Source organism: Actinoallomurus vinaceus (assembly GCF_039542055.1).
Classification (GTDB): Bacteria; Actinomycetota; Actinomycetes; order Streptosporangiales; family Streptosporangiaceae; genus Actinoallomurus; species Actinoallomurus vinaceus.
Window position 1 is genome coordinate 92,602 of record NZ_BAABHK010000024.1, and the last position, 25,329, is coordinate 117,930.

Annotated in this window: 31 protein-coding genes and 1 pseudogene; 9 read left to right on the top strand and 23 right to left on the bottom strand. The window is 69.4% G+C overall.

Annotated features, from left to right (window positions below):
- Positions 1 to 196 precede the first annotated feature (196 nt).
- Complete coding sequence (locus ABEA24_RS48370; RefSeq protein ID WP_345442383.1) at positions 197 to 742, top strand: GNAT family N-acetyltransferase; 546 nt, start codon at positions 197 to 199, stop codon at positions 740 to 742.
- Here ABEA24_RS48370 and ABEA24_RS48375 read toward each other — a convergent pair.
- From ABEA24_RS48375 to ABEA24_RS48405, 7 genes are all read right to left on the bottom strand, one after another.
- Positions 723 to 1,577 (bottom strand): hypothetical protein, encoded by an 855-nt coding sequence (locus tag ABEA24_RS48375; protein WP_345442386.1) that lies wholly within the window; start codon positions 1,575 to 1,577, stop codon positions 723 to 725. The two genes, ABEA24_RS48370 and ABEA24_RS48375, sit on opposite strands and share 20 nt — an antisense overlap.
- The gene (locus tag ABEA24_RS48380; protein WP_345442389.1) at positions 1,547 to 2,308 is read right to left on the bottom strand and encodes an asparagine synthetase B family protein; all 762 of its coding nucleotides are present in this window, start codon (positions 2,306 to 2,308) and stop codon (positions 1,547 to 1,549) included. Before ABEA24_RS48380 ends, ABEA24_RS48375 begins: the two co-directional genes overlap by 31 nt.
- 79 nt (positions 2,309 to 2,387) lie before the next feature.
- Entirely contained in the window at positions 2,388 to 2,588 is a 201-nt protein-coding gene (locus ABEA24_RS48385; RefSeq protein ID WP_345442391.1) for a hypothetical protein, read from the bottom strand.
- Positions 2,589 to 3,161: 573 nt separating this feature from the next.
- The gene (locus tag ABEA24_RS48390) at positions 3,162 to 3,446 is read right to left on the bottom strand and encodes a hypothetical protein (RefSeq protein ID WP_345442394.1); all 285 of its coding nucleotides are present in this window, start codon (positions 3,444 to 3,446) and stop codon (positions 3,162 to 3,164) included.
- A complete protein-coding gene (locus ABEA24_RS48395) occupies positions 3,443 to 3,778 on the bottom strand; it encodes a hypothetical protein (RefSeq protein WP_345442397.1) in 336 nt (111 codons plus the stop codon). The genes ABEA24_RS48390 and ABEA24_RS48395 overlap by 4 nt, the downstream gene beginning before the upstream one ends.
- Before the next feature lie 109 nt (positions 3,779 to 3,887).
- Positions 3,888 to 5,090, bottom strand: coding sequence for a helix-turn-helix domain-containing protein (locus ABEA24_RS48400; RefSeq protein WP_345442400.1), 1,203 nt, complete (start codon positions 5,088 to 5,090; stop codon positions 3,888 to 3,890).
- A gap of 723 nt (positions 5,091 to 5,813) precedes the next feature.
- The gene (locus ABEA24_RS48405) at positions 5,814 to 6,194 is read right to left on the bottom strand and encodes a hypothetical protein (RefSeq protein ID WP_345442403.1); all 381 of its coding nucleotides are present in this window, start codon (positions 6,192 to 6,194) and stop codon (positions 5,814 to 5,816) included.
- A gap of 637 nt (positions 6,195 to 6,831) precedes the next feature.
- Here ABEA24_RS48405 and ABEA24_RS48410 point away from each other — a divergent pair.
- A complete protein-coding gene (locus tag ABEA24_RS48410; protein WP_345442406.1) occupies positions 6,832 to 7,401 on the top strand; it encodes a PH domain-containing protein in 570 nt (189 codons plus the stop codon).
- A 147-nt stretch (positions 7,402 to 7,548) separates the two neighbouring features.
- Here the strand turns inward: ABEA24_RS48410 and ABEA24_RS48415 are convergent, their stop codons facing one another.
- Entirely contained in the window at positions 7,549 to 7,821 is a 273-nt protein-coding gene (locus tag ABEA24_RS48415; protein WP_345442408.1) for a hypothetical protein, read from the bottom strand.
- 61 nt (positions 7,822 to 7,882) lie between these two features.
- Here ABEA24_RS48415 and ABEA24_RS48420 point away from each other — a divergent pair, with 61 nt between their 5' ends.
- The 4 genes and pseudogenes from ABEA24_RS48420 (at position 7,883) to ABEA24_RS48430 (ending at position 11,067) form a co-directional block, all read left to right on the top strand.
- Positions 7,883 to 8,488, top strand: a complete 606-nt coding sequence (locus ABEA24_RS48420; RefSeq protein WP_345442410.1) for a class I SAM-dependent methyltransferase — start codon at positions 7,883 to 7,885, stop codon at positions 8,486 to 8,488.
- A gap of 99 nt (positions 8,489 to 8,587) precedes the next feature.
- On the top strand, positions 8,588 to 9,550 hold the full coding sequence (locus ABEA24_RS48425) for an HNH endonuclease family protein (RefSeq protein WP_345442412.1): 963 nt from the start codon (positions 8,588 to 8,590) through the stop codon (positions 9,548 to 9,550).
- Positions 9,551 to 9,897: 347 nt separating this feature from the next.
- A pseudogene (locus tag ABEA24_RS53925) lies at positions 9,898 to 10,233 on the top strand (endonuclease domain-containing protein); the annotation flags it as partial.
- 219 nt (positions 10,234 to 10,452) lie between these two features.
- The gene (locus ABEA24_RS48430) at positions 10,453 to 11,067 is read left to right on the top strand and encodes a hypothetical protein (protein ID WP_345442414.1); all 615 of its coding nucleotides are present in this window, start codon (positions 10,453 to 10,455) and stop codon (positions 11,065 to 11,067) included.
- Between the two features lie 672 nt (positions 11,068 to 11,739).
- On the opposite strand, the gene asnB is transcribed toward ABEA24_RS48430, so the two are convergent.
- Genes asnB through ABEA24_RS48490 form a run of 12 tightly spaced genes read right to left on the bottom strand, consistent with a single transcriptional unit; the run spans position 11,740 to position 20,590 of the window.
- A complete protein-coding gene (asnB, locus tag ABEA24_RS48435) occupies positions 11,740 to 13,596 on the bottom strand; it encodes an asparagine synthase (glutamine-hydrolyzing) (protein ID WP_345442416.1) in 1,857 nt (618 codons plus the stop codon).
- Between the two features lie 25 nt (positions 13,597 to 13,621).
- The gene (locus ABEA24_RS48440; protein WP_345442418.1) at positions 13,622 to 13,828 is read right to left on the bottom strand and encodes a hypothetical protein; all 207 of its coding nucleotides are present in this window, start codon (positions 13,826 to 13,828) and stop codon (positions 13,622 to 13,624) included.
- 40 nt (positions 13,829 to 13,868) lie between these two features.
- Entirely contained in the window at positions 13,869 to 14,168 is a 300-nt protein-coding gene (locus ABEA24_RS48445) for an antibiotic biosynthesis monooxygenase family protein (protein WP_345442420.1), read from the bottom strand.
- Positions 14,165 to 14,482, bottom strand: a complete 318-nt coding sequence (locus tag ABEA24_RS48450) for an antibiotic biosynthesis monooxygenase family protein (RefSeq protein ID WP_345442422.1) — start codon at positions 14,480 to 14,482, stop codon at positions 14,165 to 14,167. The genes ABEA24_RS48445 and ABEA24_RS48450 overlap by 4 nt, the downstream gene beginning before the upstream one ends.
- A gap of 1 nt (position 14,483) precedes the next feature.
- Complete coding sequence (locus tag ABEA24_RS48455; RefSeq protein ID WP_345442424.1) at positions 14,484 to 15,221, bottom strand: SDR family NAD(P)-dependent oxidoreductase; 738 nt, start codon at positions 15,219 to 15,221, stop codon at positions 14,484 to 14,486.
- A gap of 26 nt (positions 15,222 to 15,247) precedes the next feature.
- Positions 15,248 to 16,369 carry a methyltransferase gene (locus ABEA24_RS48460; protein ID WP_345442426.1) on the bottom strand — a complete coding sequence of 374 codons (1,122 nt, stop codon included), beginning with the start codon at positions 16,367 to 16,369 and terminating at the stop codon, positions 15,248 to 15,250.
- 35 nt (positions 16,370 to 16,404) lie between these two features.
- Positions 16,405 to 16,860 carry an anthrone oxygenase family protein gene (locus ABEA24_RS48465; RefSeq protein ID WP_345442428.1) on the bottom strand — a complete coding sequence of 152 codons (456 nt, stop codon included), beginning with the start codon at positions 16,858 to 16,860 and terminating at the stop codon, positions 16,405 to 16,407.
- A complete protein-coding gene (locus tag ABEA24_RS48470) occupies positions 16,853 to 17,317 on the bottom strand; it encodes an SRPBCC family protein (RefSeq protein ID WP_345442430.1) in 465 nt (154 codons plus the stop codon). Before ABEA24_RS48470 ends, ABEA24_RS48465 begins: the two co-directional genes overlap by 8 nt.
- Before the next feature lies 1 nt (position 17,318).
- Positions 17,319 to 17,573 (bottom strand): acyl carrier protein, encoded by a 255-nt coding sequence (locus ABEA24_RS48475; protein ID WP_345442432.1) that lies wholly within the window; start codon positions 17,571 to 17,573, stop codon positions 17,319 to 17,321.
- Positions 17,574 to 17,619: 46 nt separating this feature from the next.
- On the bottom strand, positions 17,620 to 18,879 hold the full coding sequence (locus tag ABEA24_RS48480; protein WP_345442434.1) for a ketosynthase chain-length factor: 1,260 nt from the start codon (positions 18,877 to 18,879) through the stop codon (positions 17,620 to 17,622).
- Positions 18,876 to 20,165 carry a beta-ketoacyl-[acyl-carrier-protein] synthase family protein gene (locus ABEA24_RS48485; RefSeq protein WP_345442436.1) on the bottom strand — a complete coding sequence of 430 codons (1,290 nt, stop codon included), beginning with the start codon at positions 20,163 to 20,165 and terminating at the stop codon, positions 18,876 to 18,878. The genes ABEA24_RS48480 and ABEA24_RS48485 overlap by 4 nt, the downstream gene beginning before the upstream one ends.
- Complete coding sequence (locus ABEA24_RS48490) at positions 20,162 to 20,590, bottom strand: cupin domain-containing protein (protein ID WP_345442438.1); 429 nt, start codon at positions 20,588 to 20,590, stop codon at positions 20,162 to 20,164. Before ABEA24_RS48490 ends, ABEA24_RS48485 begins: the two co-directional genes overlap by 4 nt.
- A gap of 207 nt (positions 20,591 to 20,797) precedes the next feature.
- On the opposite strand from ABEA24_RS48490, the gene ABEA24_RS48495 reads away from it, so the two are divergent.
- Positions 20,798 to 21,265 (top strand): anthrone oxygenase family protein, encoded by a 468-nt coding sequence (locus tag ABEA24_RS48495; RefSeq protein ID WP_345442440.1) that lies wholly within the window; start codon positions 20,798 to 20,800, stop codon positions 21,263 to 21,265.
- Between the two features lie 26 nt (positions 21,266 to 21,291).
- Entirely contained in the window at positions 21,292 to 21,777 is a 486-nt protein-coding gene (locus tag ABEA24_RS48500; protein WP_345442442.1) for a pyridoxamine 5'-phosphate oxidase family protein, read from the top strand.
- On the opposite strand, the gene ABEA24_RS48505 is transcribed toward ABEA24_RS48500, so the two are convergent.
- Positions 21,749 to 22,732 (bottom strand): UDP-glucuronic acid decarboxylase family protein, encoded by a 984-nt coding sequence (locus ABEA24_RS48505; RefSeq protein ID WP_345442443.1) that lies wholly within the window; start codon positions 22,730 to 22,732, stop codon positions 21,749 to 21,751. The genes ABEA24_RS48500 and ABEA24_RS48505 overlap by 29 nt on opposite strands.
- Positions 22,733 to 22,954: 222 nt before the next feature.
- Between ABEA24_RS48505 and ABEA24_RS48510 the strand changes: the two genes are divergently transcribed.
- Positions 22,955 to 23,275: a GroES family chaperonin gene (locus ABEA24_RS48510; protein WP_345442445.1), complete on the top strand. Its 321-nt coding sequence runs from the start codon at positions 22,955 to 22,957 to the stop codon at positions 23,273 to 23,275.
- A gap of 22 nt (positions 23,276 to 23,297) precedes the next feature.
- Here the strand turns inward: ABEA24_RS48510 and ABEA24_RS48515 are convergent, their stop codons facing one another.
- Both ABEA24_RS48515 and ABEA24_RS48520 read right to left on the bottom strand, forming a co-directional pair.
- Complete coding sequence (locus ABEA24_RS48515) at positions 23,298 to 24,071, bottom strand: S1 family peptidase (protein ID WP_345442447.1); 774 nt, start codon at positions 24,069 to 24,071, stop codon at positions 23,298 to 23,300.
- A gap of 311 nt (positions 24,072 to 24,382) precedes the next feature.
- Entirely contained in the window at positions 24,383 to 25,117 is a 735-nt protein-coding gene (locus tag ABEA24_RS48520; RefSeq protein WP_345442449.1) for an SDR family NAD(P)-dependent oxidoreductase, read from the bottom strand.
- Positions 25,118 to 25,329 lie beyond the last annotated feature (212 nt).

Here is a 25,329-nt window from a genome sequence, read left to right on the forward strand (position 1 = left end):
CCCAAGGTCCCCGGCTTCATCCACCTCAGCTTCGGCCTCGAGGGCAACAGCCTTCCCGCCTTATCCGGTCGTTGTGTCCGGTTAGGGCCTTCGTCGATGACGTACCGCAAGTACGAGTCGGGCCGGGCCATCAACCGCCGCCAGTGTCCAGTCCATTAGGCCGCCTACGGCGGACGTGGTGGAACACAATGGGCTGATGATGCAGATGCGTCTTGCCACGACCGCCGACAAGGCGCAGGTCCTCGATATGGCGCAGGCCCGATGTGACTGGCTGGAGCGGAACGGTCTGGAAAGCTGGCGGGACGCGGTGGATGACCTGGTCGCCCAGTGCGACAACCCGGCCGGAGACGTGTGGGTGCTGGTCGACGACGAACACGGCGTCGTCGGCCAGATGGTGGTACAGGACCAAGGCCCGCCGTGGGGGTGGACGGCTGCCGAGCGAGCCGAGGCGGCCCTGTACCTGTCGGGCTCGATCACCGACCCGGCGTTCCGGGGGCGGAAGCCGGGCACAGCGATGGCCTGGTGGGCGGTCGATCGCGCCGCCCGGCTCGGGCTGCCGTGGGTACGAAGGCACTGCCACTTCCTGGGCGTGGCCCGCTACAACCAGACGCAGGGATTCGAGCTGGTGCGTACCGAGCAGCGGACCCACACCCGGCTGTACATGATGGCGCGACGAGCCGAGCGGCTTGATCTGTCGCCCTGGTTCGGGGCCGAGGCCAGTGTCAGGTCAGGAACGCTCTGACGGCCTGATCGAGGGTGATGACCTCGACCAGCTTGGAGTGGTACTCCTCGCGGTAGACGCCATCGTCTTCCAGCTCGCTGACGAGGGCCTTAAGGCCGTCGGGGTCGAGAAGTCCGGCCTCAATCAGCGGTGACCCCTCCGTCAGGATGCGCCGCAGCAGAGGCAGCCCGTTCACCCGGAGCGATTCTTCGACGAGTTCGGCGAAACTCTCGCGTTCGTTGGGGTTGCAGGCGTCGTGGCTGAGCCCGAAGGTTGCCAGGTGATCGCGCTGGAGCTTCTTGAGGTCGCGCCAGAAGAACGGGAGCTGGTCGCCGAGTTCGATCAGCGCCCGGTGAGTGAACGGATGCACCGGCCATAGCCCGGCGTGCAGCAGCGGCGGCGCGACGCACTCGGCCGCCAGGAGCGTGATCCCGCCGGCCATCGTGGGCGGCGCGATGCCGTCGTCCCCGTACTCGATCGCGGCGCGTGCCCGCGGCCCGAGCCATGGCAGGTCGAAGTTGTCGGCCTTGTCGGCGGCGGCCTCGGCCGATTCCGCCGACCCGACGGCGACCATCTCATCCCCGCCCAGGCCGGTGATCACCGTGTGCGCGTCCACTGCGGCGATCAGGGTGTTGAGCTCGGTGAAGTGCTCATACAGCGGTTCGTCGTAGGGGCTGACCAGCTCGCCGCGGACCCGTGGGCAGGCCGGTCCGAACATCAGCCGATCACTGGTGTCCAGTTGCAGGTCGTATGGTCCGAAGGGAAGCCGGTCGCGGATTTCGGCCCGGCGGCGGATCTGCTGCTGGCGGCCCGGACCGATGACGATCAGCGTCGCGTGTTGATCCGCCCAGGCCACCGGCGAGCCGCACGGGTGGCTATCGAACCGGAGTCCAGACCCCCGGTCAGATGGCAGAGCGTAGAGTCGGGGTCGATCGGCCGGGCGTCCAGCGCGGTGTCGATTCCGGCGGTGAAGGCCGCTAAAACATCGGCGCCCTCGACCAGGTCGCGGGGTTGGGCGTGCAGAACCGGGTCGGGATAGCGGATGACGAGGTCTCCGCCGACGACGGCGGTGGCGCGCTCGGTCAACCGCCTGATGCCGGTGAAGGCGGTGTCGGTGCTGTAGCGCGGCCGGTAGATCAGCAGGCGGGTTGCCTCTTTGGGGTTGATGTCGCCGGCGAACCGTTTGAGATCGGCGAGGTCCCAGGACCCGTACAGGACCCCGTCGGAGTGGGCCAGGAACAATGGGGTGGACCGGACACCCCCGGCGGTGATCCGTACCGGCCGATGCGGGGCGGTCTCGATCAGCAGATGGTCGACCGGCCAGCGCCGGGCCTGGGCGATGATCACGTCCAGCTCCCCGGGCGTGACCGACACGGGTGCCGGGGTCGCGCCCGGCCGCCGGGGGACGCGTTCCCGGACGATGATCGCGGTGCGGGTGCCGTCGGTGGCGGCGGCCTGCTCGACCATCTGGTGCGCGAACGGCGTCACCCGGCTGCCGTCGCTGGTGACGTACGAGGTTCCGTTCCACCTCCATGCCGGTGAAGGACCCGTCCCGAGTCGTTCGGGGTTGATCTGCAAGGTCAGCACAGCTGATCCCTTTCGTCTCTGTAGACCGAACGGGACCCGGCCGTCGGCCGGGTCCCGTCCGATGGGTGGATTCCGCAGGTCACTTGGCCGTCGTGTCGTAGGTCTTGGCCCCGTCGGAGCTGCCCGCGGTCTTCTTGTAGTCGTTGCGCACCGGCGGCGTCTGGACGATGTGGTGCTTCGTCCCGGTGAACAGGTGATCGGTCTGCGGCGTCGGGTCGGCAGGTGCCTGGAACACCTCCGGCAAAGACGTCGCGCTCATCTCGGGTGCGGTGACGGTCATCTGATCCCTCCTTCGGACGGGTTCGCACGGCGCCCGGCCGTGCCCTGCTGATGACGGGGCCGTCCGGTCGGCCTCGTCAACGTCCTTGCCGCGGTGCTCCGCGGAACAGCAGCGGCCTGGACACAGTTGCGCGCCATGCCGCGGTCTTGGGGACCGCCGGGCGGGATTCCCAGGCCCCGCGCCCGGCGGTCTCCTGCCCCGGCACGCGCAGCGGTCGCGATGGTGTGCCGGGACGTCTCAGGGTGGGCCGCCGGTGAGCGCAAGCTTCCCCGGTCGTCGACTCGCGCTCGACCCGGCGGCCCGTCTGGCCCGTACGGCCGTCATCAGGGGGCTGCGACGGCTGTACGAAGGTGTGGTGGGCGCGCTCCGCCATCCGGTTGTCGGGTCGGCTTCGTTGAGGAGCGCGCGCACGTCTACGCCCCGGCGTCGCGACGGGCGAGGATCGCCCGCGCCTCGTCGGGGAAGAGGCGGATGAGGCGCTCGAGCGCGGCGAGTTGCGCCTGAGGGTTCGGTTGCCCGACGACGGCACCTCATCGAGCAGGCGCCGGAAGTCGCCGATCTGATCACCGAGGCTCATGCGATCATCGCCTGACCGTGTGCCACGGCGTTCCGGACTTCCCGGCACCGTTGCAGCAGCCGCGCGGGGTCCGGCTCGTCGACGATGAGCGGGCCCCCGGCGAACGTGGCGAACGCGGTGTACGCGCGACGCCAGCGCGACCACATCACCGCCCAGCCGCCGCAGGCCGCCTGAACCGCGGCCAGATCCTGGGGGCTCGGGTCGGCGACGACCACGCGCTGGGCGGGAGGCATCGGCCCGGCTGGCTCGATGCCGACGATGCGCCGGATGCCCGCGATCACTGCTCGGCCCCGGAAGGCTCGGCGACGTGCAGGACGTTCGCAAGGCGGCGGGCCGCCTCCTCGACGTCATCCACGGGCACCATCGGTTCGTACTCGGGCGGCGCGTCACGGGACGGCCCGGACCACTGCCAGTGCCACCACCAGGCGCCCTGGTGCTCACGGACGACGATCGGCTGTGTCATCCGCGTATCGCCGGGGTTCCGGACCTCGACGACGCCGTCTCGGTGAACGGCGACGTTCAAGCCGTCGCGCCGTAACAGCGGTGCCAGCTTGAGCACCAGGCCCCTGACGATGTCGATCGATGGTGAGGTACCCGTGTCCTGCGTGACCATCCCATGCCTCCCCGGTATCCGCGTGGTCTGGTAACGACGGATCACGCTAGGTAGGCGAGAGGCCAACAATGCACACGAGTTGTACGCATCGGAGTCCTTGACGGGCTGCTCAGGACAGCGACATATGCTCCTGAATCGCGCGTAGCGGTTCGGGTAGCGCCCGATAGTGGTCGACCAGGCGGCCGACCGTTTCGCGGGCCATCGGGTGATACCAGGTCATCTGGGGCGCCGTCTTCTCGGCGGACTGGATACGACGGAGTGCGCGGTCGTGCTGGCCAGTCGAGACGAGAGCACGACTCACGTCGATCTCATGGTGAGCACGCCGGTCCGCCGGCATCGATGACGGCAGCGATAGGCGGGAGTCCCGCCGAATCGCCTCGTCGAAGTCCGTGAGCTCGACTGCGACGGCCACCCCGTGAATGTCCACGTTCGCGGCCGTGAGCTGGACCCCGTACTCATCGCGTACGCGCGGACCGATGCGCCGGGCCGCATCGTCGGCAATGCCGTGGTGCCCCCACGCCTCGGTTTCCCGGCCGGCGCGTGCAGCGACGATCGCGGCGCGCAGATGCAGGGCGCCAAAGACCGTGACCGACTCCGGGCGGTCCTGCTCGACGTGGCCGGCAGCGTGGTCGAGCAGTGCGAGTGCGGGATCCCACGCGCCGATCGTCAGGAGCAGCAAAGCGCGTGACAGGGTGACGAGCTGCGGAAGGTTCGGGTCGTCGGACCGATCGGCGGACCGCGCTGCACGCTCCATCGCCAGTTGCGCGAGGTCGGTGTATCCGAGGCGGCGCGAGAGCGAGTTGGCGAGGCTGTGCGTCTGGTTGAGCAGCCGCCAGGCACGCGGTGAGTCGGTGTCGTGGGCGTGCACGGTCAGTTCGTCGATCAGCGCGGGCAGCCGCGCGCCGAGCTGTACGTGACGGGCCTGCTGCTGCAGCCGCTTGGCCTCGGTGACCGTCTTCGCCAGCTCGGCGAGCGGTCGAGGCGGTGTGTCGAGCGTTGGAGCCAGATCGACGTACGTCAGCGCCTTGCGGATGTCGGGGATCGCCGCGTGCACGCGATCCTTCCGCATCGTGGCGCCTCGGTACGGCTGTCCGTACAGCGTGACCGGATCGATGTGAAGCGCCGAGGCTACCGCCGCGACGAGTGAGGGGGTCGCCGGCTTCCGGCCGGTCTCGACCTGTTGGATCAAACTCCGGCTGACGTACGCGCGGTCGGCGAGACCCTGCTGTGTCAGGCCGCGGGCGCTACGTTTCCGGGCAATTCGGCGGCCGATGCCCTCGTCGGGGTCCGGTGTCGTGTTAGCGTCAGACACGAGCCCTGCACCTCCTGGAGTCCGCAAACGACAGGCTACGGTGCAGGGCCTTGCGTTGTGTAGATAAGCAGGAGTAACAGGACGCCCCGCCAGGTCCAGCCCGGCGGGGCCTCTTGCTCGTACACCCTATCGAGCTTCGGCCGACGGCAAGTCGTGGAGGATGTGCCGGTAGAGCGCGGGGTCGGGTGGATGTGTCGGAGATCATGCAGCCGCGCCAGCGGGAGCGCAGTGGCGGGAGCCGCCTTGCTGTGCCGGCGGCCAGGGAGGCCATAAGCGACGATGCCGTGTCAGGGTGGATCCGCTCACCCCAGGCCGTGGTGAGCACGTGGTCGCTGTCCTTCGATGTCCGGACCGTTCGGCATGGACCACGAGAGCAACGAGCACTGCCGCGATATCGTCTCCGACGCCCTCACGTTCGTCTACGCGGCATTCACGCGCACCTGGCGTCCGGGCTGGACTCCGAGGCGATGGTCAATCAGTCCCGCGAGACTCTGGAGTGGGCACGGCCCTGGCTTGCTAAGTCTTAGTGATCGATGAGGCGCTAGGCATCGTTGAACGCTGCCATTCGCGCCAGCGGAAACCAGAGGTCAGCGACGGGACGAGGCGGACACTTCGCTGTCTAGTCCCACCAGATGCTTGATGTCCAATCCCAGGGCATGTCTGACGAGTGGTCTAGGAAACCGGCGGTCTTGCCGGGCCGACGTCGGGTCCGAAGGTGTCGCGTTAGCAGAAGCAAGCGGGCACGTTCTGGTCGATGCAGATCCGTAGGACTCGGATGAGATCCACGCCGTGTTGGATGTCGTCTTGATCTGGGCCTGAGACTTGGGCGCGCCACTGGGAGACGATCTCTACCAAACGAGGCAGCATCTGAGCGCACTCTGCCACAGGCAGCTCGTCGCCGCCGTCATCTGGCCTGTTCAGCAGGGGAAGCAGGCTGGTTTGGACACTGTCCCATGAACGGTCGCCGCCAAATCCGACCAAGGTACCCAGATCGAAGCCTTCGGCTGCTGCCAGATGCTTGCGGAAGCGGTGGAAACCCGAGTACGACCACTGCGCATCGGGCGTGGCGACATCGCCGTTGCCAGGAAAGATGACCAGACCCACGGCGGCCTCCTGAACGTTCTACAGCTGAAACCGTACGAGAGCGCGGACGAACATCGGTATCTCATCCGTTGTCCGCTCTTCGTGACCGGCGGCCTTGATGCCGTCAAGCATCTGGTGAGACTGAAGCGACAAGCATCAACCAGGAAGGACAGCCGCCGGCGGCCGACCGGCCCTCGGGCCGGGCCTGCGGCCTCTGCGGGCCGATCCCGGCCCGAACCGGACGGCCGCCCACCGACACGGAACACCATTAAGCCCGCAGGGACAGCCCACCGGCAGACGGGCCGTTCTCTCACGCTGCGTCAGTCTCCCAGCCGCGACCGGCGTGTCAAGGCCAAGCCGCAACGCGATCGACAGGTCGAGCCTTGATGCACCGGCCACGGCTGGAGGGACGGCAGCTACAAGGAAGGGGAGCGACGGCGAAGGCCGTAACGATCGCAGTGGATGGTTGCGCGCTGCACGGGGTCGGGGCGATCGACTGACGCGCCGCTTCCGGTCCTCGGGCCGTGGCCGGCCCTGCGGTCCGGGTCGGCTTGTCCTCGAATTACCTGGCCTGCGTCTGTGAGCAGGAGCGAAGCCGGATGACGGCCAGCCAGGGGCGGCTCATCCGTTCGAGGGCCGGAGATGTAGCGTGCGCTCCGTGAACGAGCTGAGCTTCCGAGGGAAAGATCGGTATCACCCATCCTGGCGGCATTTTGCGGCGCTGGGCGTCGGGTTGGTCGTCGAAGGAGCCTTTGCCTTTTTTGGACTCGGCGTCGTGGGTTCCTGCTGGTTGCTGGGCGGGACGGCCGCGCTCGTCGGTCTCGGCATCTCCATGGCGCTCCGGAGCTGGACCACGGTCGGGGCGGCCGGAATAACCATCTGCTGGGGTATCGGGCGTGGTCGTATCTACCCCTGGCAGGAGATCCGGTGGATCGACGTACGCGAGACCAAGAGCGAATATGGGGCGGTGCTCGCGGCTCGTATCACCCTCGCGGACGGGCGGCGTCGCTCACTGCCTGCGCTCCAGCACAGCACCCGGTACCCCGACCCCGATTTCCACGTGGATTTCCAGCGGGTAGTCAGCTGGTGGGAGTTGAGCACGGACCCAGCCGCACGGTTCCAGCCGCCGAAGCGGTTGCGGAACCAGCTGACGCCCCAAGTGGTCGGACTCATCCTAGGTCTGCTCATAACGATCATCATCGTGCTCGGCGTCACCATAGAAGGCTAGGCGAGCGTACGGTCACGAGCGGCGAGGATGCCAACTTCTCGCCGAGGGACGCTGCTAACGCTCTTGCTGACTCGAAAATCGGTGCTCAGCTGGGCAGGCGGCAGCACCCGGCGGAGCGTTAGCGGAGCCGGGTTTGTGGTGGTCGGGTCAGGCTGCGGTGCTGTCGAGGGGTTCGAGGATCACCTTGTGGCCGGTGAGTTGTTCGATCTGGCGCATGAGGGTGCGGGCGCGGCGTTGTTTGTTGATCCGGGAGTCGTAGTGGTCGGCGCCGAGGTCTTGGTAGTCGGTATCAGGATCGGATAGCAGGTGGTAGACGATCGTCAGGACGGAGTTGCCGGAAGCGACCAGGGCGCGTTTCTTGCCGCGGCGTCGGGCGATGCGTTTGTAACGTGCGCCCTTGATCGTGCCAGTAGTTCGCATCTAGGTGGTCAGCATCGCAGAGACCGGCTGGAGGTTACTCGGAAGCCGCCATGATGTGTCCATGGTGTGGGGGAGCGCTGGCTATGGCGAGGATGCGGAAGCGCTGGTGCGGCAGTATGAGGCGCTGTCGTTCGAGGGGGTTCACGCGGACGTCCTACATCTGGTTCCTCGACGCCGCTCGCTTGTGCTGGACGTGGGGGCGGGCAGTGGGCGGGATGCGGCGGCCTTGTCCCGCCTCGGTCATACGGTAGTTGCGGTTGAGCCGACACTGGAGCTTCGGGCACGCGCGGAGCGTCTCCACTCGGGTTGCTACATCAGCTGGCTGGATGACGCCCTTCCCGACCTATCAGCCCTAAGCAGTCAAGAATCGTCCTTCGACTTGGTCTTGTTGTCAGCGGTGTGGATGCATCTCGACGGCACCGAGCGGCCCCGCGCGATGCAGCGCATCACCTCGCTGCTGGCACCACGGGGACGGGTCATTATGACGCTGCGCCATGGCCCGATCCCGCCGAACCGCAGGATGTTCGATGTCCCGTTGGGAGAGACCATCGCACTGGCGGAAACCACAGGTCTACGAGTCGTTCACTGCAGCACAGCAGATGACCGGTTGGGGCGGCAAGACGTGCAGTGGGACTGCCTGGGCCTGGCTGTCGGACCCGACGTCTAGTCTGCAGGGCAGCGGCGGCGACGGAACGACACGGCGGTGCATGTGAGCGAAGTTTTCTTCCGGGAAGACCCGACTCCCCGGGCCTCCTGGCGGCTGGCTGTGCTGATGGGCGCGAACTCCCGCACCTATAAATTCGCCCTCGGGGAGGCACTCCTTGAGCTGGCAGGCACCGGCCGCACCGACGCTCCGCTCACCGAACTGGCTCGCCCCTATGCGATGAGGCTGGTCCGCCACCTTGAGGAGGCACCGCAGGCGCCGGCCGTACAAGAACTGCGCGACACCGATTTCCTGGCCATCGCGCGGCGTGAAGCCGCCGAGTCCGTCCGACTGGGGCAGCCGACCGAGGCTCTCATCCGGGCCGCCGTGCAATCGATGCCTGCCATGGTCATGCAGAAGTTCACCAACGTTCCCGGCGGCACGACGCTGCCGCACCGGTTCTACGAACTGACCGGCGCGCCTCGTGAACGCATCGTCCGGTTCACACCCGAGATGCAACGCCTCGCGATGTCCGAACATGCGGACGTCCTCCGCGGTGAACTCGGCGCACGATGGGCCATCGTGGAGTCCTCCTTCAGCACCGGAGTCGGGGCGAGCCTCATGCGGGAGGGTGTGGCCGTTGATCTGCAGACCCTGGCCCTCACCGACAAGCGCCGCCGCCGTGCCATCACGGGAGTCAAAGAAGCGACCATCGGCTTCCAACACGGCCGCTGTCTCATCTGTAACGACCCGCTCGCCGCCGAAGATCCCTACGCCATCGATCACGTGTTCGCCTTCTCCTACATGGAGCGCATGGGCGGGCTGAGGGGATGGCAGGGCCCTGATCTGGACGCGATCTGGAACCTCGCCCCCGTCCACGACGCCTGCAACTCCGCCAAGAGCAACCGGCTCCCCACCCCAGACGAACAGCGCCGACTCGCTCAACGCAACGAAGCCATCCAGCAATCCCCGCACCCGCTGAAGAAGACGCTCCAGCTCACGCTTAGTGCCTGGAAGTACGACAGCAGCCGCCCGGCGAACTGGTTCGCGTTCATCGGTAACGTTTACCGACTGCTCACCAACTAACCTAATTCCGGGGAGCCGCGCGGTCCGGATACCTATGGCTGTGCTGGGCGAGCGCTGCTAACAACAGCGCCGGACGGCTATGGATGACGATGGACGACCCAACCGCGAACGAGCCAGGTCAACAATCAGATCCGGACAACACCGGACACCCCTCGCCTGACTCGTAATGAATAGGTCGACGTAGCGATCCTGATAGACGGCGTAGGCGAAAAGGCCTCTCAATCAAGAGTTTCTTGTCATACTTATTAGCTCCGACACCGCCCAGGAGACCCCTGATGGACGCTCAGGCCCCCGGCTCCGCGTTGGCACCTCGTCGCAGTGAGTGTGGCCAGCCAACACGGAAAGGCATGCCCTGCCGAAATGCTCCATTCATCTGGTCCTCTCACTGGCCCGCCCAGGACGAACCCGGCCGTTGTGGACTCCATCTCACGAAGGCTGATAAGAGCACTTCTGCTCGCTGGAGAGCTCACGACGAGGCGGCTGCTTCTGAACTCTGGGACTCGGCCCGGCCAGCCTGCTGGACCTGGCCTGAGCCTGATACTCTTTGCGTCTCGACGAGCGCTTGGAAAGCGCTTCACCGTTGGCAAGACCAACGGTGCGCTATCTGCGGTCGCCGGGGAGAGTTGGTTATCGACCATGACCACGACAGTGGCCTCGTGCGTGGTCTGCTCTGTAGTCCATGTAATTCTCGGGAGCATGGAACCGGGCCATGGGCTCGGTATCGAGAAAGGACAGCCACCCAAATTCTCGGGGTGGAAATACGATACCAAGATAAGAGGCTAGGAGGAGGCGCCCCTGACCTAAAAGAATTTCGCTCCAGGCTTGCCGGTCTGGCGGACGAACCGTGCCGCCGGTGCGCGAACCCTAAAGGCGATCCGTGTGGGTGTCCTCCCTACTTTCGGTTGAGCGCTTGGAGAATAGCCTCACGCATCGGAAATGCCGTCCTAATCACCGCCCAGCTCGATGTAAACGACATCTCGCACGTAATTAGGACCTACTTTCAGGGCGAAGCTGACCTTGAAGGAGAATTCGTCAAAGATCTGGTTCTCCTACCCAGGCTCGACTACATTGCAGGTAAGTGGTTTGGTGGGGTTCTCGAAGCAAAACAGACCCCCATTGAATCTCGGAGGCTAGGACCGAGTGATCCGTTCCCGCAACCTAGAGATGACGCTTCGAAAATAAATATTTCACTTGCCTTTGCTGGACGGCTTGTAAGCGGGCTCGGGCTGGCCGGCCTGACTGGCCTCCACAACAGCGATCTACCCGTTCAAACGAGATGTAACGGGCTGGTTACGGCATTGGGTCTCCGACTCGCCAACGACGTGTCCGACGCGCGAGTAGCCGTTGGGATGGATGAATTGGAAGCGATCGAACACATCCTAAGCTGGGTCTCCCTACATCTGGCCAGCCAGGGATGGGAAGCCGAGTCACCTGAGGACGGTCCGATGCTAGTTGAGGCCTTCACCAGGGATGCAGAGGAAATCCGCGAAATTCGAAAGTCGATCTGCCTGGGTTGACGTTGTGAGCCATCGGCACCGCCTGCGTCCCTCTGATTTCGCCTACGGTGCCATCCGCCGTTGCATGCATCCCAGCTCAGGCCCTCCTGCCGTGACGGCAGGGCCCATCACTCGACGATAACGGCGACGGTCGGCGCCACACGATCACAGTCACTGGACACGGTCTGTCCACGGTATCGGTGCTTGTCACTAGGTTGTAGCCCGTGTCTATCGAGCCCTCGTACGATGCGGCCGACGTTCGTTGGCAACTCGCTGGCTACCCCGTGCGAGAAGGCCCGCCGACGATCTTTCCGATCACAGCTGAGCAGTTGGATCAGATTCGTGACATGTTGGACCGGGGGCCTGAGTGGGACGTCGACTGGTATCCAGTTGAGGCGGACATGTGGCCTCGGTTGAGGGAGGTCCTCGGCTGCGCGCGCCCCAATCGCCGGCTGGTCTGGTTCTTGGAGACGGCGGCTGCTGAGGCGTGACCCCACAATTTCGCACGGGATATACGCGGGATGGCCTCCCGCCGCGCACCTCGCCGAGGCCGCTACCGCGCAGGTCAGGCCCCGCATGTCCGCCGTATCGCCTGTGGATTCCTGAACTCCTGACGTTCATCACACGCTTCCGTGGCCCGACGCCGCCGGCCCGTCCGGAGGTGGCGGGCGGCGGCTGGGTGTCGGGCGCAGGTCAGAGCACCAGGTCGATGCCGTAGTCGCGTAGCCAGGAGTCGAGCTGCAGGAGGAGTTCGACGTTGGCGCGGCTGCGCCAGCCGTTCGCCAGGCTCTCGGGGTCGTCGAGCACGGCGCGTGCGCCCTCCCGGTCGATCAGGGGCGCCGCCGGGGCGTTCCGGTCGGCGAGCAGTTCGGCCAGCTCGCCCCGCAGGACCTTCGCGTACGCCGGGTCGACGCTGACCGGGAACGGGCTCTTCGGCCGTTCCAGCACCGAGGTCGGCAGCACGTCCGCGACGGCGGCGCGCAGGACGCTCTTCTCCCGGCCGTCGAAGACCTGCAGGTTCCACGGGATGTTGAACGCGTACTGCAGGAGCCGCGGGTCGCAGAACGGCACCCGGGTCTCCAGGCCCACGTGGGCGCTCAGCCGCTCGTCGTTGCGGATCAGCGTCTCGGGGTAGCGGGTGAGGTGGGTGTACGTCAGTTCCCGCATCCGCCGGTTCTTCCCGGTCTCGCCGGGCAGCACGGGCACCTCCTTGAGCGCCTCGTGGAAGCGCTCGGTGGCGTAGCCGGGGATGTTCAGCCGGGTGCGCAGCCCGGGGTCGAGCAGCCCGTTGCCGATGCCGTCCGCGCAGGCGCGCTTCTGCGCGAGCGCCACCCACGGGAAGGTGTCGGCGTCGGCGTACTCCGGGTCCTGCATCCAGGCCGGTCCGCCGAACAGCGAGTCGGCGAGCTGTCCGGTCAGCGCGACCCGCGAGTGGTTCGCCGCCTCCCGGTAGAGCAGGTACAGGGCCGTCTGCATGTCGCCGAGCGGGCTGGGCAGGTCGCGGGCCCGGATGGTCTCGGCCCGCATCACCGGGTCGAGCAGGTCCTCCGTGCTGAGCACGACGTTCGTGTGGTCGGCGCCGAGGTGCCGGACGAGGTCCGCGACGTACGGCGCGTCGAGCGACGTGCGGACCTTGTCGGGCGTGAAGTTCTCGGCGAGGCCGACGTAGTCGACGGTGAACGTGCGGACCGGTCCGGCGTCCCGGGCGGCGAGGGCCCGGGCCGCGAGGGCGGTGAGGGCGCTGGAGTCCAGGCCGCCGGAGATCAGGGAGCAGACCGGCACGTCCGCCATCAGCTGCAGCGCGGCCGACTCCTCGAGCAGTTCCCGGACCCGCCGTACGGTCCCTTCCACGTCCTCGGTGTGCTCCTGCGCCTCCAGACCCCAGTACCGCTCGGCGACGAGGCCCTGCCGGCGGACGCGTACGACGTGGCCGGCCCGCACCTCGCGCATGCCGCGGAACACGACCGCACCCGGCGTCCCGGACTGGGAGAGCAGCTCGCGGACGCCGTCGGCGTCGACGACGGCGCGGACGGCGGGGTGGGCCAGGATGGCCTTGGGCTCGCTGCCGAACAGCACGCCCGTGGGCGTCGGATGGTAGATCAGCGGCTTGGCGCCGACCTGGTCGCGGCCCAGCACGAGCTCTTCGCGGGCGACGTCCCAGATGGCGAAGGCGAACATCCCGTTCAGCCGGGACGCGCAGTCCGCGCCCCACCGGACGTAGGCCTGGAGCAGCACCTCGGTGTCGCTCCGGGTGCGGAACCGGTGTCCGTACGCGACGAGCTCCTTGCGTAGTTCGTCCGCGTTGAAGATCTCGCCGTTGAAGACGAGCGTGGCGATGGGCCGGCCGTTCTCCTCGGCCGTCATCGGCTGCCGGCCGCCGTCGCGGTCGACGACGGCGAGGCGGCGGTGGCCGAAGGCGGCGCGCGGGCTGAGCCACAGCTCCTCCGCGTCCGGCCCTCGGCAGGCCATCGTGGCCGTCATGCACCGGACGGTGGCGCCCTCGCGCGTCAGATCGCGCTCGAAGTCCACCCAGCCTGTGATACCCGACATGTGCGTTCCTCTCGGGGTCGCTCCGTCAGTGACGTCTCTTGGGTTCCGTGGCGTAGAAGGCGCTCCAGACGTCCGGCGGGAGCACCTCCTCCTCTCCGTACGGCTGCGCGTGCTGGTCGCCGAACCCCCAGGTGGCGGCGCCGACCTCCTGAAGCCCCAGCCAGAGGTGCCGGAGCAGCGGGTGCACGCGCCGGCGCCGGCCGGGGTTCGCCGATGAGCTGGTCGATCGCATGGCTCCTGCCAGTGGTGTCGGGCGGGGGTCCCGCCGTCGGTCACAGCTCGCCGATGACCTCGTAGACCGTGTAGCTCCTGCCACCGGCGTGGTCCTCGTACGGGCGGAGGGCGGAGGTCTGGTCGCGGTGGCGCGCCCCCTGCTCCCACGCGAGGAAGGCCGTCCGGCTCGTCCACTCGCTCAGCACGGCGAACCGGTCGCCGTCGAGCATCGAGCGCAGCAGTTCGGCGCCGAGGAGGCCGGGCGTGCCCCGCATCTCCTTGTTGGCGCGCTCGTACGCCTCGGTGACGTCCTCCTCGGACGCCGCGTAGTACACGATGACGCGGACCCGGCCGGTCATGCGGACTTCGCCATGTCGTACACGACCCGCATCGAGGCCATCGAGCCGTGGAGCCGGTAGGGGTGCAGCTTCTTGCGGTGCCGCAGATGCTGCTCGCTGCGCTCGAACTCCCGGAACCGCGGCTCGTCGGCCCAGTCGCTCATGATGTAGTAGACGCTCTCTTCCTCCGTGCTCCGGAGGAGCCACTGCCCGCGGTTGGCGGGGTGCCCGTGGACGACGTCCCCGATGGAGTACCAGACCTTCTCGAACTCCTCCTCCTTGCCGGGGACGATCTGCATGCGGAGCATGACGCGGAACACCGTCTGGTCGCCCATGTCACATTCCTCCGTCGACGTTGATGGTCTCGCCCGTGATGAACCGGGATGGGGCGCCGGCCAGGAAGACGGCCACGTCGGCGACGTCCTCGGGCTCGCCGAGCCGGCCGACGGACGTCATGGAGCGGTAGCGCTCGCGCATCTCGGGGGAGAGGCCGGCGGCCTGGTCGGTGTCGATGATCCCGGGCGCGATCAGGTTGACGCGGATGCCGCGCGGGCCGAGCTCCTTGGCCAGCGACCGGGTGAGGCCCGCCATTCCGGCCTTGGCCGCCGTGTAGTGCCCGCGCAGGGGCACGCCGACGAACGCGACCTTCGAGCCGATCCCGATCACCGACGAGCCGGACGAGAGCAGCTCCAGCGTCGCGTTCACCACGAGGAACATCGAGGTGAGGTTGCCGTCGATCACCCGGCGCCACTCGTCCAGCTCGAGCCGGTCGAACGGGACGTGGCTGATCGACCCCGCGTTGTGGACGAGCACGTCGAGCGAGCCGAGCCGCGAGCGGTACTCGTCCACCAGCCGGCGGACGTCGCCCGGGTCGGCGACGTCGGCGCGCAGCACCGCGTGCTTGCCGCCGCGGTCGGCCAGGTCGCGTTCCAGTGCCGCGGCGGCCTCCTGGTCGCTGCGGTAGCAGGCGACCACGTTGCAGCCGGCGTCCGCCAGGGCGAGCGAGATCGCCCGGCCGATGCCCCGGGTGCCCCCGGTCACCAGCGCGTTCCTGCCGTCCAGTCGAAGATCCATGATTTCCTCTCGGGTCGGGGCGGCGCTCACCGGGGACGGCACTCCAGCACCTCACGGCGGCCGGGAGCCGGCTCGCCGATCAGCTCGAATCCGCCCTCGGCGATCAGCCGCCGCCATTCCTCCGTGGTGCGCTGCCGCCCGCCCAGGTTGACGAGCATGTCCACGTCGAGCGCCTTGCTGTAGTCGCGCGCGTTGCCGGGGGCGACCACCGGTTCGATGACGAAGAGCCGGGCGCCGGGGGCCTCGCCGATCGCCGCGCGCACCGCGCGCAGGATCCGGACCGCCCGGTCGTCGGGCCAGTTGATGAGGATCGCCTTGAGCAGGTACGCGTCGCAGCCGCCCGGGATCTCGGTGAAGAAGTCGCCCGCGACGACCGTCGTACGGTCCGCGACGCCGTGCTTGTCCAGCACCGGCCCGGCGCCCGCCACGACGTGCTCCTGGTCGAACAGCAGGCCTTCGGTGTCCGGGCTGCTCAGCAGCACCTGCGACAGGAAGTAGCCGTGGCCGCCGCCGATGTCGGCGATCCGGCGGTATCCGGCGAAGGAGTACCGGGCCAGGATCGCCCGTGCCTGCGCGAGGCTCATCTGCGTCATCGCCCGGTCGAACCGGGCCGACGCCTCGGCGTCGGACCGCAGGTGCGCGTAGAACGGCCGGCCGAACACGTGCTCGGCGGCGCTGCGGCCCGTCCGCACGGCGTACGCCAGCTCCTCGTACGGCCGCCACCACAGGTCGCCGCCGACCAGCATGACCAGGTCGCGGTGGCTCTGCTCGACGTCCGAGCGCAGCAGCTCGGCCATTGACGTGAGCCCGAACCGCCCGTCCGGCGTCTCGGCGAAGACGCCGTACGACGCGGCGCAGCGCAGCACCCGGTACAGCGCGTCCGGGTCCGCGCCGACGTCGCGCGCCAGCGCGGGCACGTCGCGGGGGCCGTCCGCGAGGTGGTCGGCGACCTTCAGCTCGGCCAGCACGTGCAGGACCTTGGTGACCCGCATCCCGTCGAGCAGCGACTGCAGCCGTACGGCCGGCGGCCGGTCGCCCCGCGGGTCGCCGCCCGGCGCATGCTCGCCCAGTGCGTGCCCGCCCGGTACATGCTCGCCCGGCGCGTGCCCGGCCGGGCCGGGACCGGACCGGCGATCGTCGCCCGGCATGGGACCGTCCTCTCGTGGTCGTCGGTGCGGCCGGATCACTGGACGACACCGGCGGTGACCGCGTTGGCCGCCAGGGCGAGCACCGCCAGGGCGGTGCGGATCCGGTTCCACCGGGCCCAGAACAGGCGCGGGTCCCGGCTGCTCCAGTCGGGCGGCAGCGCGTCCGGGTCCAGGGACTTCACCCAGCGGTTGACCGGGACGTTCCGGGTGAGCGACACGCACACCACGGCGGCGGCCAGGACCGCGCCCACGATCGCCGGCGCGCGGCCGGGTCCGCCGGTCACGGCGATGGCCGCGTCGGCCACCACCGTGATCAGCAGGCAGGCCGGCTGGAGCGGGTCGTACCGGCCGACCGCGAAGGCGTGGGCGCGCACGTACTGGCCGGGCGGCAGCGTCATGTAGAACGGCACCGGGCCCATGGCGGCACCGAGCAGCACGCCCGCGGCCAGCCCGCTGGCCAGCAGGGCGATCGGCAACAGCACCTCACCCACCGTGCGCCTCTTCGATCTTCGACTTGATGCGCGCCATCTGGACGGGGGTGTTGCCGTCGATCCGCTCGGTCATCGCCTCCAGGGACACCGGCGAGTCCGCCCGCATCCGGAAGTCCTGGACCCAGCGCATCCGCGTGCCGCCGGGCACCTCCTCGTACTCCCAGAAGATGTCCATGTGCTCGAACCACCCCTTCTCCACGCGGTGCGCGCGCACCTTGCGGCTCAGAGGGTCGGCGGTCCGGCGCGACACCCAGCTCCACTGGTTGCCGTCGTGGTCCGGGTGCATCGTCAGGCGGAAGGTGACCGTGTCGCCCTCCCGCTCGACGACCTCCGCCTTGGCGTACTCGCTGAACAGCTCCGGCCAGGACTCGATGTCGTTGGTCATCTCCCACACGAGGGGGAGGGGCGCGGCGATGACGACGTCGTTGTCGGTGTGCCCGGGGGCGGTGGTCGACACGTCAGTTCACCCCCGCCCGCTCGTTGACGTAGTCCAGGACCATCCGGGGCGTCTGGAAGTCCGCCGCCGCCTCGTCCGGGACGACCACGTCCCACTCCCGCTCGATGCGGCCGGCCAGCTCCAGCACGGCGAGCGAGTCGTAGCTCAGGTCGGTGAACGTCGTGTCCAGGATGTCGTCGCTCAGGTCGACCTCCTCGTCCACGCCGCCGCTGGCGACCATGAGATCCCTCAGCTCGTCGAGCGTCCGATCCGCCATTTCTCCTCCTTGTTCCTGGGCGGGGACTCACTTGTCCCGGCGGGACTCATCTCGGGACGGTCGTCCCGTCCGCCGCCGCAACCGCGTCGGGGACCGCACGGACGACCAGCGCCGCGTTGAAACCGCCGTATCCGCGGGCGAGCAGCAGCGCCGTCCGCACCGGCACACGTCTCGGCAGGTCACGGACCAGGTCGATGCCGTAGTCCGCGGGGATCCGCCGGACGCCGACCGTCGGGGGAATGACCCCGTCCCGGATCGACAGCAGCGCGTCGACCAGGTCCAGCGGGCCGCTCCCGGCGTACATCCGGCCGGTCATGCTCTTGGGGGCGGTGACCGGGACCCCGTGGTCGCCGAACACCGCGCCGATCGCCTCGGCCTCCCGGCGGTCCAGCTCGGGCACACCCGCGGCGTCGGCGAACACCACGTCCACGTCGGCGGGCGGTACGCCGGCGTCGTCGAGGGCCCGCTCGATCGCCCGGCGCAGCGTGGGAGGCCGGTCCGAACCCGGCGGCGGATCGAACGTCGCCGCGTAGCCGGCGATCTCCCCGTAGACACGGCTCACGCCGCGCCGCGCGGCCGCGTCGGCGTCCTCGACGATCACGATGGCGCCGCCCTCGCCCGGCACGTATCCGGCGGCGTCGCCGTCGAAGGGCCGGTAGGCCGCCTTCGGGTCGGTGCTCTCGCTGAGCCGCCCGTTGCTGATCTGGCAGGTCAGGCCGTACGGGCTGAAGGGCGCGTCGGTTCCGCCGCTGACCACGAACGTCGCGCCCTCGTCGAGCACCCGCCGGGCCTGCCCGATCGCGTCCAGCCCGCCGGCCTGCTCGGCCACCACCACCCCGCAGGGGCCGCGCATGCCGTGCCGGATCGAGATCTGGCCGGTGGTGGCGGCGTAGAACCACGCGATCGACTGGTACGCGCCCACGTGCCGCGGCCCGTCCCGCCAGAGCCGCTCGATCTCCCGCTGCCCGAACTCCACGCCGCCCGACGAACTGGCCGTCATGACCGCCATCTCGTACTCGGGCAGGTCGGCGGGGCGGGCGTCCGCGTCGTCGAGGGCCAGGTCGGTGGCCGCGAGGGCCAGGTGGGTCCAGTGGTCGGTCTGCGGGATGACGCGGCTCGGCACCCGCTCCTTGGTGACGAAGTCCGGCACCTGGCCCGCGAGCCGCACCGGGTAGCGGGACGCGTCGAACCGCGTCAGCGGCCCGAGCACGCTCCGGCCGCGCAGCGTCGCCGCCCAGTGGTCCTCCAGGCCGATGCCGGTCGGCGCCACCACGCCGAGCCCGGTCACCACGGCACGGCGGCTCACGCGGCCGCCCGCCGTTCGGCGCCGTCCCGGCCGGGGGCGGTCAGGACGACCGCGCTCTGGAACCCGCCGAATCCGCTGCCCACGCTGAGCACGACGTCCGTACGGTGCTCGCGGGCGATGCCCGGCACGTAGTCCAGGTCGCACTCCGGGTCGGGCGTGCGCAGGTTGGCCGTCGGCGGCACGACGTCGTGCTCGATGGCCAGCGCCGACGCGGCGACCTCCAGGGAGCCGATCGCGCCGAGCGAGTGGCCGATCATCGACTTGATGGAGCTGACCGGCACCTCGTACGCCCGCTTCCCGAGGCTGCGCTTGAACGCCGCCGTCTCGTGCCGGTCGTTCTGCCGGGTGCCCGACCCGTGGGCGTTGATGTAGTCGATGTCGTCCGGGTCGATCCGCGCGGCGTTCATCGCCGCCCGGATGGCCTCGGCCATCTCCCGGCCGTCCGGCTTGAGGCCGGTCATGTGGTATGCGTTGCCGCGGGTGGCGTACCCGGCGACCTCGCAGTAGACGTGCGCGCCCCGAGCGCGCGCCCGGTCCAGCTCCTCCAGCACGAACACCGCCGCGCCCTCCCCGAGGACGAATCCGTCACGGTCGCGGTCGAACGGGCGGGACGCGTGGGCCGGGTCGTCGTTGTTCGGCGAGGTCGCCTTGATGGCGTCGAAGCAGGCGACTGTGATCGGCGAGATGGGCGCGTCGGTCGCGCCGGCGACCACCGTGTCGGCGACGCCGTCGGCGATCAGCCGGGCGCCGTTGCCGACGGCGTCCAGGCCCGACGTGCAGCCCGTCGAGATCAGCGAGACCGGGCCCTCCGCGCCGCACGTCCACGCCACCTCGGCCGCCAGTGAGCTCGGCACCAGGAAGTGGTAGAGGTGCGGGACGCCGTACGCGGGGTCGACGAGCCAGTCGCGTCCGGTGTCGCTGACGACGACGTACTCCTCTTCCAGCTTCATGGTGCAGCCGACCGCGCTGCCCAGTGTCACCCCCGTGCGTGCCGGGTCCGGCTCCGAGTCGTCCAGGCCGCTGTCCAGCAGCGCCTCGCGGGCGGCGAGGACCGCCATCTGCGCGGCCCGGTCCATCCGGCGGATCTCCCGCCGGCTCAGGCCCTCCGCCGCCGGGTCGAAGTCGCACTCGGCCGCGATCCGCGACCGGAAGCCGGCCGGGTCGAAGAGCGAGATCGTCCGGGTCGCGGTGCGGCCGTCGGTCAGCGTGCTCCAGAAGGCCTTCCGGCCGGTCCCCCCGGGGGCCATCACCCCGATGCCGGTGATGGCGACGCGCCGTGCGTTCATGGAGCGTCTCCCACGGAGATGGAGGTATGGCCGGCGTTCGGGAGCGGCTCGGTGTCGACGTGGCCGAGCTCCGGCCGCGGCGCGAGCGGCCCGAGGTGAAGCACGACCTCGGCGCGGTCCGCGCCGTGGTTCTCCACCCGGTGGCGGGCCTCGATCGGCACCAGGACGGCCTCGCCCTCGCGCAGCGTGATCGGTTCCCCGTTCACGCGCACGGTGATCTCGCCGCGTGTCACGTACAGGAACTCCTCGGAGTACGGGTGGTAGTGCTCGGCGACGTACTCGCCGGGGTCGAGGAACAGCACGCCCATGAACCCCGAGGTCGATCCCGCGCTCTTCGGGCTGAGCAGGACGCGGATGTCGCCTCCCCGGCGCCGGTTCGGCGCGACGTCACGGGTGGCGACCTTGGTGGGACGCAACGCGGTCACAAAAGGACTCCTCTCGTATGCATCTCAGCGAACGGCAGAATTGCCCGCTCTGCTCGAAGAGTCCTCGCGTCTCACTTGAAAGCGATCTCAAGTCCTTCTCTAGCGGACGCCGGAATACTGCCCGCCCCGCTCGAAGATTGCTCGCGTCTCACTTGAAAGCGATCTCAAGCCCTTCTCTAGGGGCCGTCGGAATACTGCAGGTGCGCTGTGACAGGAGGGATCGCGGTGGTTATCGAAATTGTCAATTCCGTGGTGACCGTGACGAGCGGCGTCGCGGCGGGAGTCCTCTTCACGCACGCTGTCGGCGTCTGGCCGGCGCTGCGGGCGATGGCTCCCGAGCAGTACGTCGCAGCCCACAAGCTGCTGGGACGCGCCTACGACCCGATGATGCCGATCATGGTCATCACGTCGACGGCGCTGGACGTCGTGCTCGCGGTCGCCGACGCCGAAAGGCGTGCCCTGTGCGTACTCGCCGCAGTCGCGCTCGGCGGTGTCTCACTCGTTTCCCAGACGCGTAACGTGCCCATCAATCGGCGCGTGAAATCGCTCGACACCGGTCCTGTTCCCGTCGATTGGCAGGACCCGCGCCGGGCGTGGGGGAACTGGAATCTGGTCCGTACGACATTGGCCCTGATCGCGTTCGTCGCGAATACCGCGGCGATGGTGGCGTCGTGAACGGCGCCGCCGGAAGGAGAGACGACATGAGCCCGCTCCGCGGCGAGACCGCCCCGCCCCGAGGCCTGACGGGAACGCCCGCCCGGCCGGCGGACCGGCGCAGAGCCGACGTCCTGCGGGTCTTCGAGACCGCGCGGAACGCCTGGCTGGCGACCGGTGGGAAGGAGGGCGCCCACCTCGTTCCCCTGGGGTGCGCGTGGGACGGCGCCCGGCTGGTGATGGCGACGAAGGAGAACAGCCGGACCGTCCGCAACCTGCGCGAGGACCCGCGGGCGAGGCTGGCCTTCGGGTCGCCGACCGACGTGGTGCTCGTGGACGGCGACGTCGAGCTCCTGGACGCCGGGGACGTGCCGCCGGAGAGCCGTGCCGCGCTCGACGCGCTCCCGATCGACCCGCGGAAGGTGCCCGGCCGCGTGTGTCTCCTCCTCACCCTCCGGCGGGTCCAGGCCTGGCGGGGACTGGAGGAGATGCCGGACCGGACGCTCATGGCCGACGGCCGCTGGCGGGCGTAGGAGCCCCGATGACGGACGCGGACTGCGCGGCGAACCAGCGGATCGTGCTGCGCAGCCCGTCCACCATCGACACGGACGGCTCCCAGGACAGGATCTTGGCGGCGAGCGCGATGTCGGGCCGGCGCACGCGCGGGTCGTCCGTGGGCCGGCCCACGTGCACGATCGGCGCGTCGGACCCGACCAGGTCCCGGATCAGCCGCGCGAGATCCAGCATGGAGATCTCGTACGTGCTGCCGAGGTTGCACGGACCGGGATGATCGGACCACAGCATCCGGAAGACGCCCTCCACGAGGTCGTCGACGTAGCAGATCGACCGCGTCTGCAGGCCGTCCCCGGTCACCGTCATCGGTTCACCGGCCAGCGCCTGACTGATCAAGGTGGGGATCGCCCGCCCGTCGTGCGCGCGCATGCGCGGGCCGAACGTGTTGAACAGCCGCACGATCGCCGTGTCCGTGCCGTGCACGCCCCGATAGGCGGTGGTCAGCGCCTCGGCGAAGCGCTTGGCCTCGTCGTAGCAGCTGCGCGGACCGATCGGGTTGACGTGGCCCCAGTACGACTCCGGCTGCGGATGGACCTGGGGGTCCCCGTAGACCTCCGAGGTGGACGCCAGCAGGAACCGCGCGTCGCGCTCCCGGGCGATCTCCAGCATCCGCCGGGTGCCCAGCGCGCCGGTCAGCAGCGTCTCCACCGGAACCCGGAGGTAGTCCGCCGGGCTGGCCGCCGAGGCGAAGTGCAGGATCGCGACGAGATCTCCGCCGTGGTACGCGTAGTCGGCGACGTCGCACTCCACGAACGCGAACTCCTCGGCGGCCATCAGATGCGCGATATTGGCCAGGCGTCCGGTCAGCAGATTGTCCACGCAGATGACGCCGTACCCGTCGTTCAGCGCCCGCTCGCACAGATGCGAGCCGAGGAACCCGGCGCCCCCGGTGACGACGATCCGTCCTTTGACCATGTGGCACGTCCTCCTCCGCACCGCCCGATCCCGCCGGGCGGTCCGCCGTGACATCGTGCGGCTCAAGTGCGAGGAGACTCGCAGGGCGGCCTTGAAGAGGGCTCAAGAGAAGGCTTGAGCCGAACCCGGAGCCCCTGCTCGGCGGCCTCCGATCTTCCGGTAGCGGGGCCGTCGTCACCGTCGGACCGGAGCACAGGGGCCGATCTCGGTAGAATCCCGACTGTGGCCGAGCCGAAGTTCGAGATCCAGATGCTGCACGACCGCGTGATGGTGCGCCCGGAGAAGGAGTCGGGGGAGCGCCGCAGCAGCGGAGGCATCGTGATCCCGGCGACCGCGGAGCAGTCCAACCGCCTCGTCTGGGGCGAGGTCTGCGGCGTCGGCCACAACGTCCGCGCCGTCAAGGTCGGCGACATGGTCCTCTACCACGACGAGGACCAGTTCCAGGTCGAGGTGCAGGGGGAGCTCTACATCGTGCTGCGCGAGCGCGACCTGCACGCCGTCGCCAACGAGCGCCCCGAGTACGGCACCGGCCTCTACTTGTGACCTTGTGACCGAGGCGGCAGCCTTACAGCGGCAGGGTGAACGCCGACAGGCGGGTGTAGACGCCCGGATAACCCGGGCGGGCGCAGCCGTACGCCCAGGAGGTCAGCCCGGCGAGCCGGCCCTCGAGGATGAGCGGGCCGCCGCTGTCGAACTCACAGGTGTCGGCCCGCGGTGAACCCGCGCACACCATGCCCTTCGCCTCGAACGCGTCGCGGCCGTACGCCTTCGTGCACCGCGCGTCCGGGGCGATGGGGATGGTGGCCTCGCGGAGCCGTGCGTTGAACAGGTCCCGCTCCGAGGTCGTGCCCCAGCCGAGCACCCGCGCGTTCGCGCCGGGCGGATACGTGCCGTACCGGCCGATGAGCGGCAGCGGCAGGCGGTTCACCGGCCGGGCGAGCGTGAGCACGGCCACGTCGTTGTGCTCGACCGTCTCGCCCTGGAAGGACGTCTCGCGGAAGCCGGGGTGCACCCAGATCTTCGTGATCCGCACCGCCTCGCCGTCCTTCTTCGACAGGTCGGCGCGGCCGAAAACGGCGCTCAGCAGGCTCGGGACCTGGCGCAGGAAGCTCACGCAGTGCGCCGCCGTCACGACCTTGTCGGACGCGACGAGCACGCCGCCGCAGAACTGCCCGGAGGGCCGGATGAGGAACGCCGGCGTGCCGATCGCCGCCAGCCACGACGGCGGGGTGGCGAGCGAGCCGCCGACGACCGCGTTCGCCGAGGGGGCCACCAGGCCGGCGCACAGGGCGAGCGCCGACAGGACCACCGCCGCCAAGCGGCGCGGGAACAGGGGCATGGGGGAACACCTCCGTCCGGTGCCGTAAAACCTAACGGCATCGGGTCCCGCCGCGCGAGGGGGCCGGTGATCGGATGTGCGGGCACCGCGCGGCCCGGACCGGCACGACATGGCCGGTACGGACGGCCCGGCGCGCGATCCGTGACCACCAGACGGAGGCTGGGTCCGGTTCGGCGGTGTGCACGGCTGGTGCGCGAGGAGATGCGCGCCGCGAGATTGCTCCGTGGCCGCCGAGGAGAGGCTGCGTCCCTATTCGTGTTGACGTGCGGGAGATTGCTCCGTTGCCGCCGAGGGGGAGGCCGGGGCCCGGCCTAGTCGTACTTGCGGCCGGTGCGCGAGGAGATGCGCCCCGCGAGGTTGCGCGGGATGAGTTTGCCGAGCCCGACGAGGGTCTTGTACTGCGCGCCGGGAACGCTGACGGTCACGCCGCGCCGGAAGTCGCGCAGCGCGTCGGCGACGACCCGGTCGGCGTCCAGCCAGAGCGGCTCGGGGATGCCGGACATGTCCATGCCGGCCCGCTCGTGGAACTCGGTGTGCACGAAACCCGGGCACAGGGCCATGACGTGCACGCCCGGGACGTCCTGCGCGGCGCCCTCACTGAACGCGACCACCCACGCCTTCGACGCCCCGTACGTGCCGCGCGAGAAGAACGCCGCCACCGACGCGACGTTGATGACGCCGCCGCGACCGCGCTCGCGCATCCCCGGCAGGGCGGCGTACGTCAGCCGCAGCACCGCCTCGCAGTGGACCCGCAGCATCGTCAGCTCGTCCTCGAGGGGCACCTGGAGGAACCGCCCCTTGTTCCCGAACCCGGCGTTGTTGACGACCAGGTCGGCGCGCCGGGCGGCCTCCTCGCCCTTGGCGAGGCCCTCGTCGGTGGCCAGGTCGGCGACGACGACCTCGGCGTCGCCGTACTCCTCGGCGGCGCGGGCCAGCCGCTCGGCGTCACGGGCCAGCAGGATCAGATGGAAGCCGTCGGCGGCGAGCCGGCGGGCGAACGCCGCGCCGATCCCCGCCGTGGCGCCGGTGATGAGGGCCGTGGGCATGATCACAGGCTACCCACTCCGTCCTGCCGCCCCGTTGCCCGCGTCACCACTGCGGGACCGGCTGGTCCATATCCGCCGACCCCGGATCGGGACCGCGGCCAAGGCGCGGAGGCCGCGTCGCCTGCGCGCCGCACGCCGCGCCGCCTCCGTCGCCCGCGCGTCGCCTGCGTCGCCTGCGCGCCGCACGCCGCGCCGCCTGCCTCGCCCGCGCG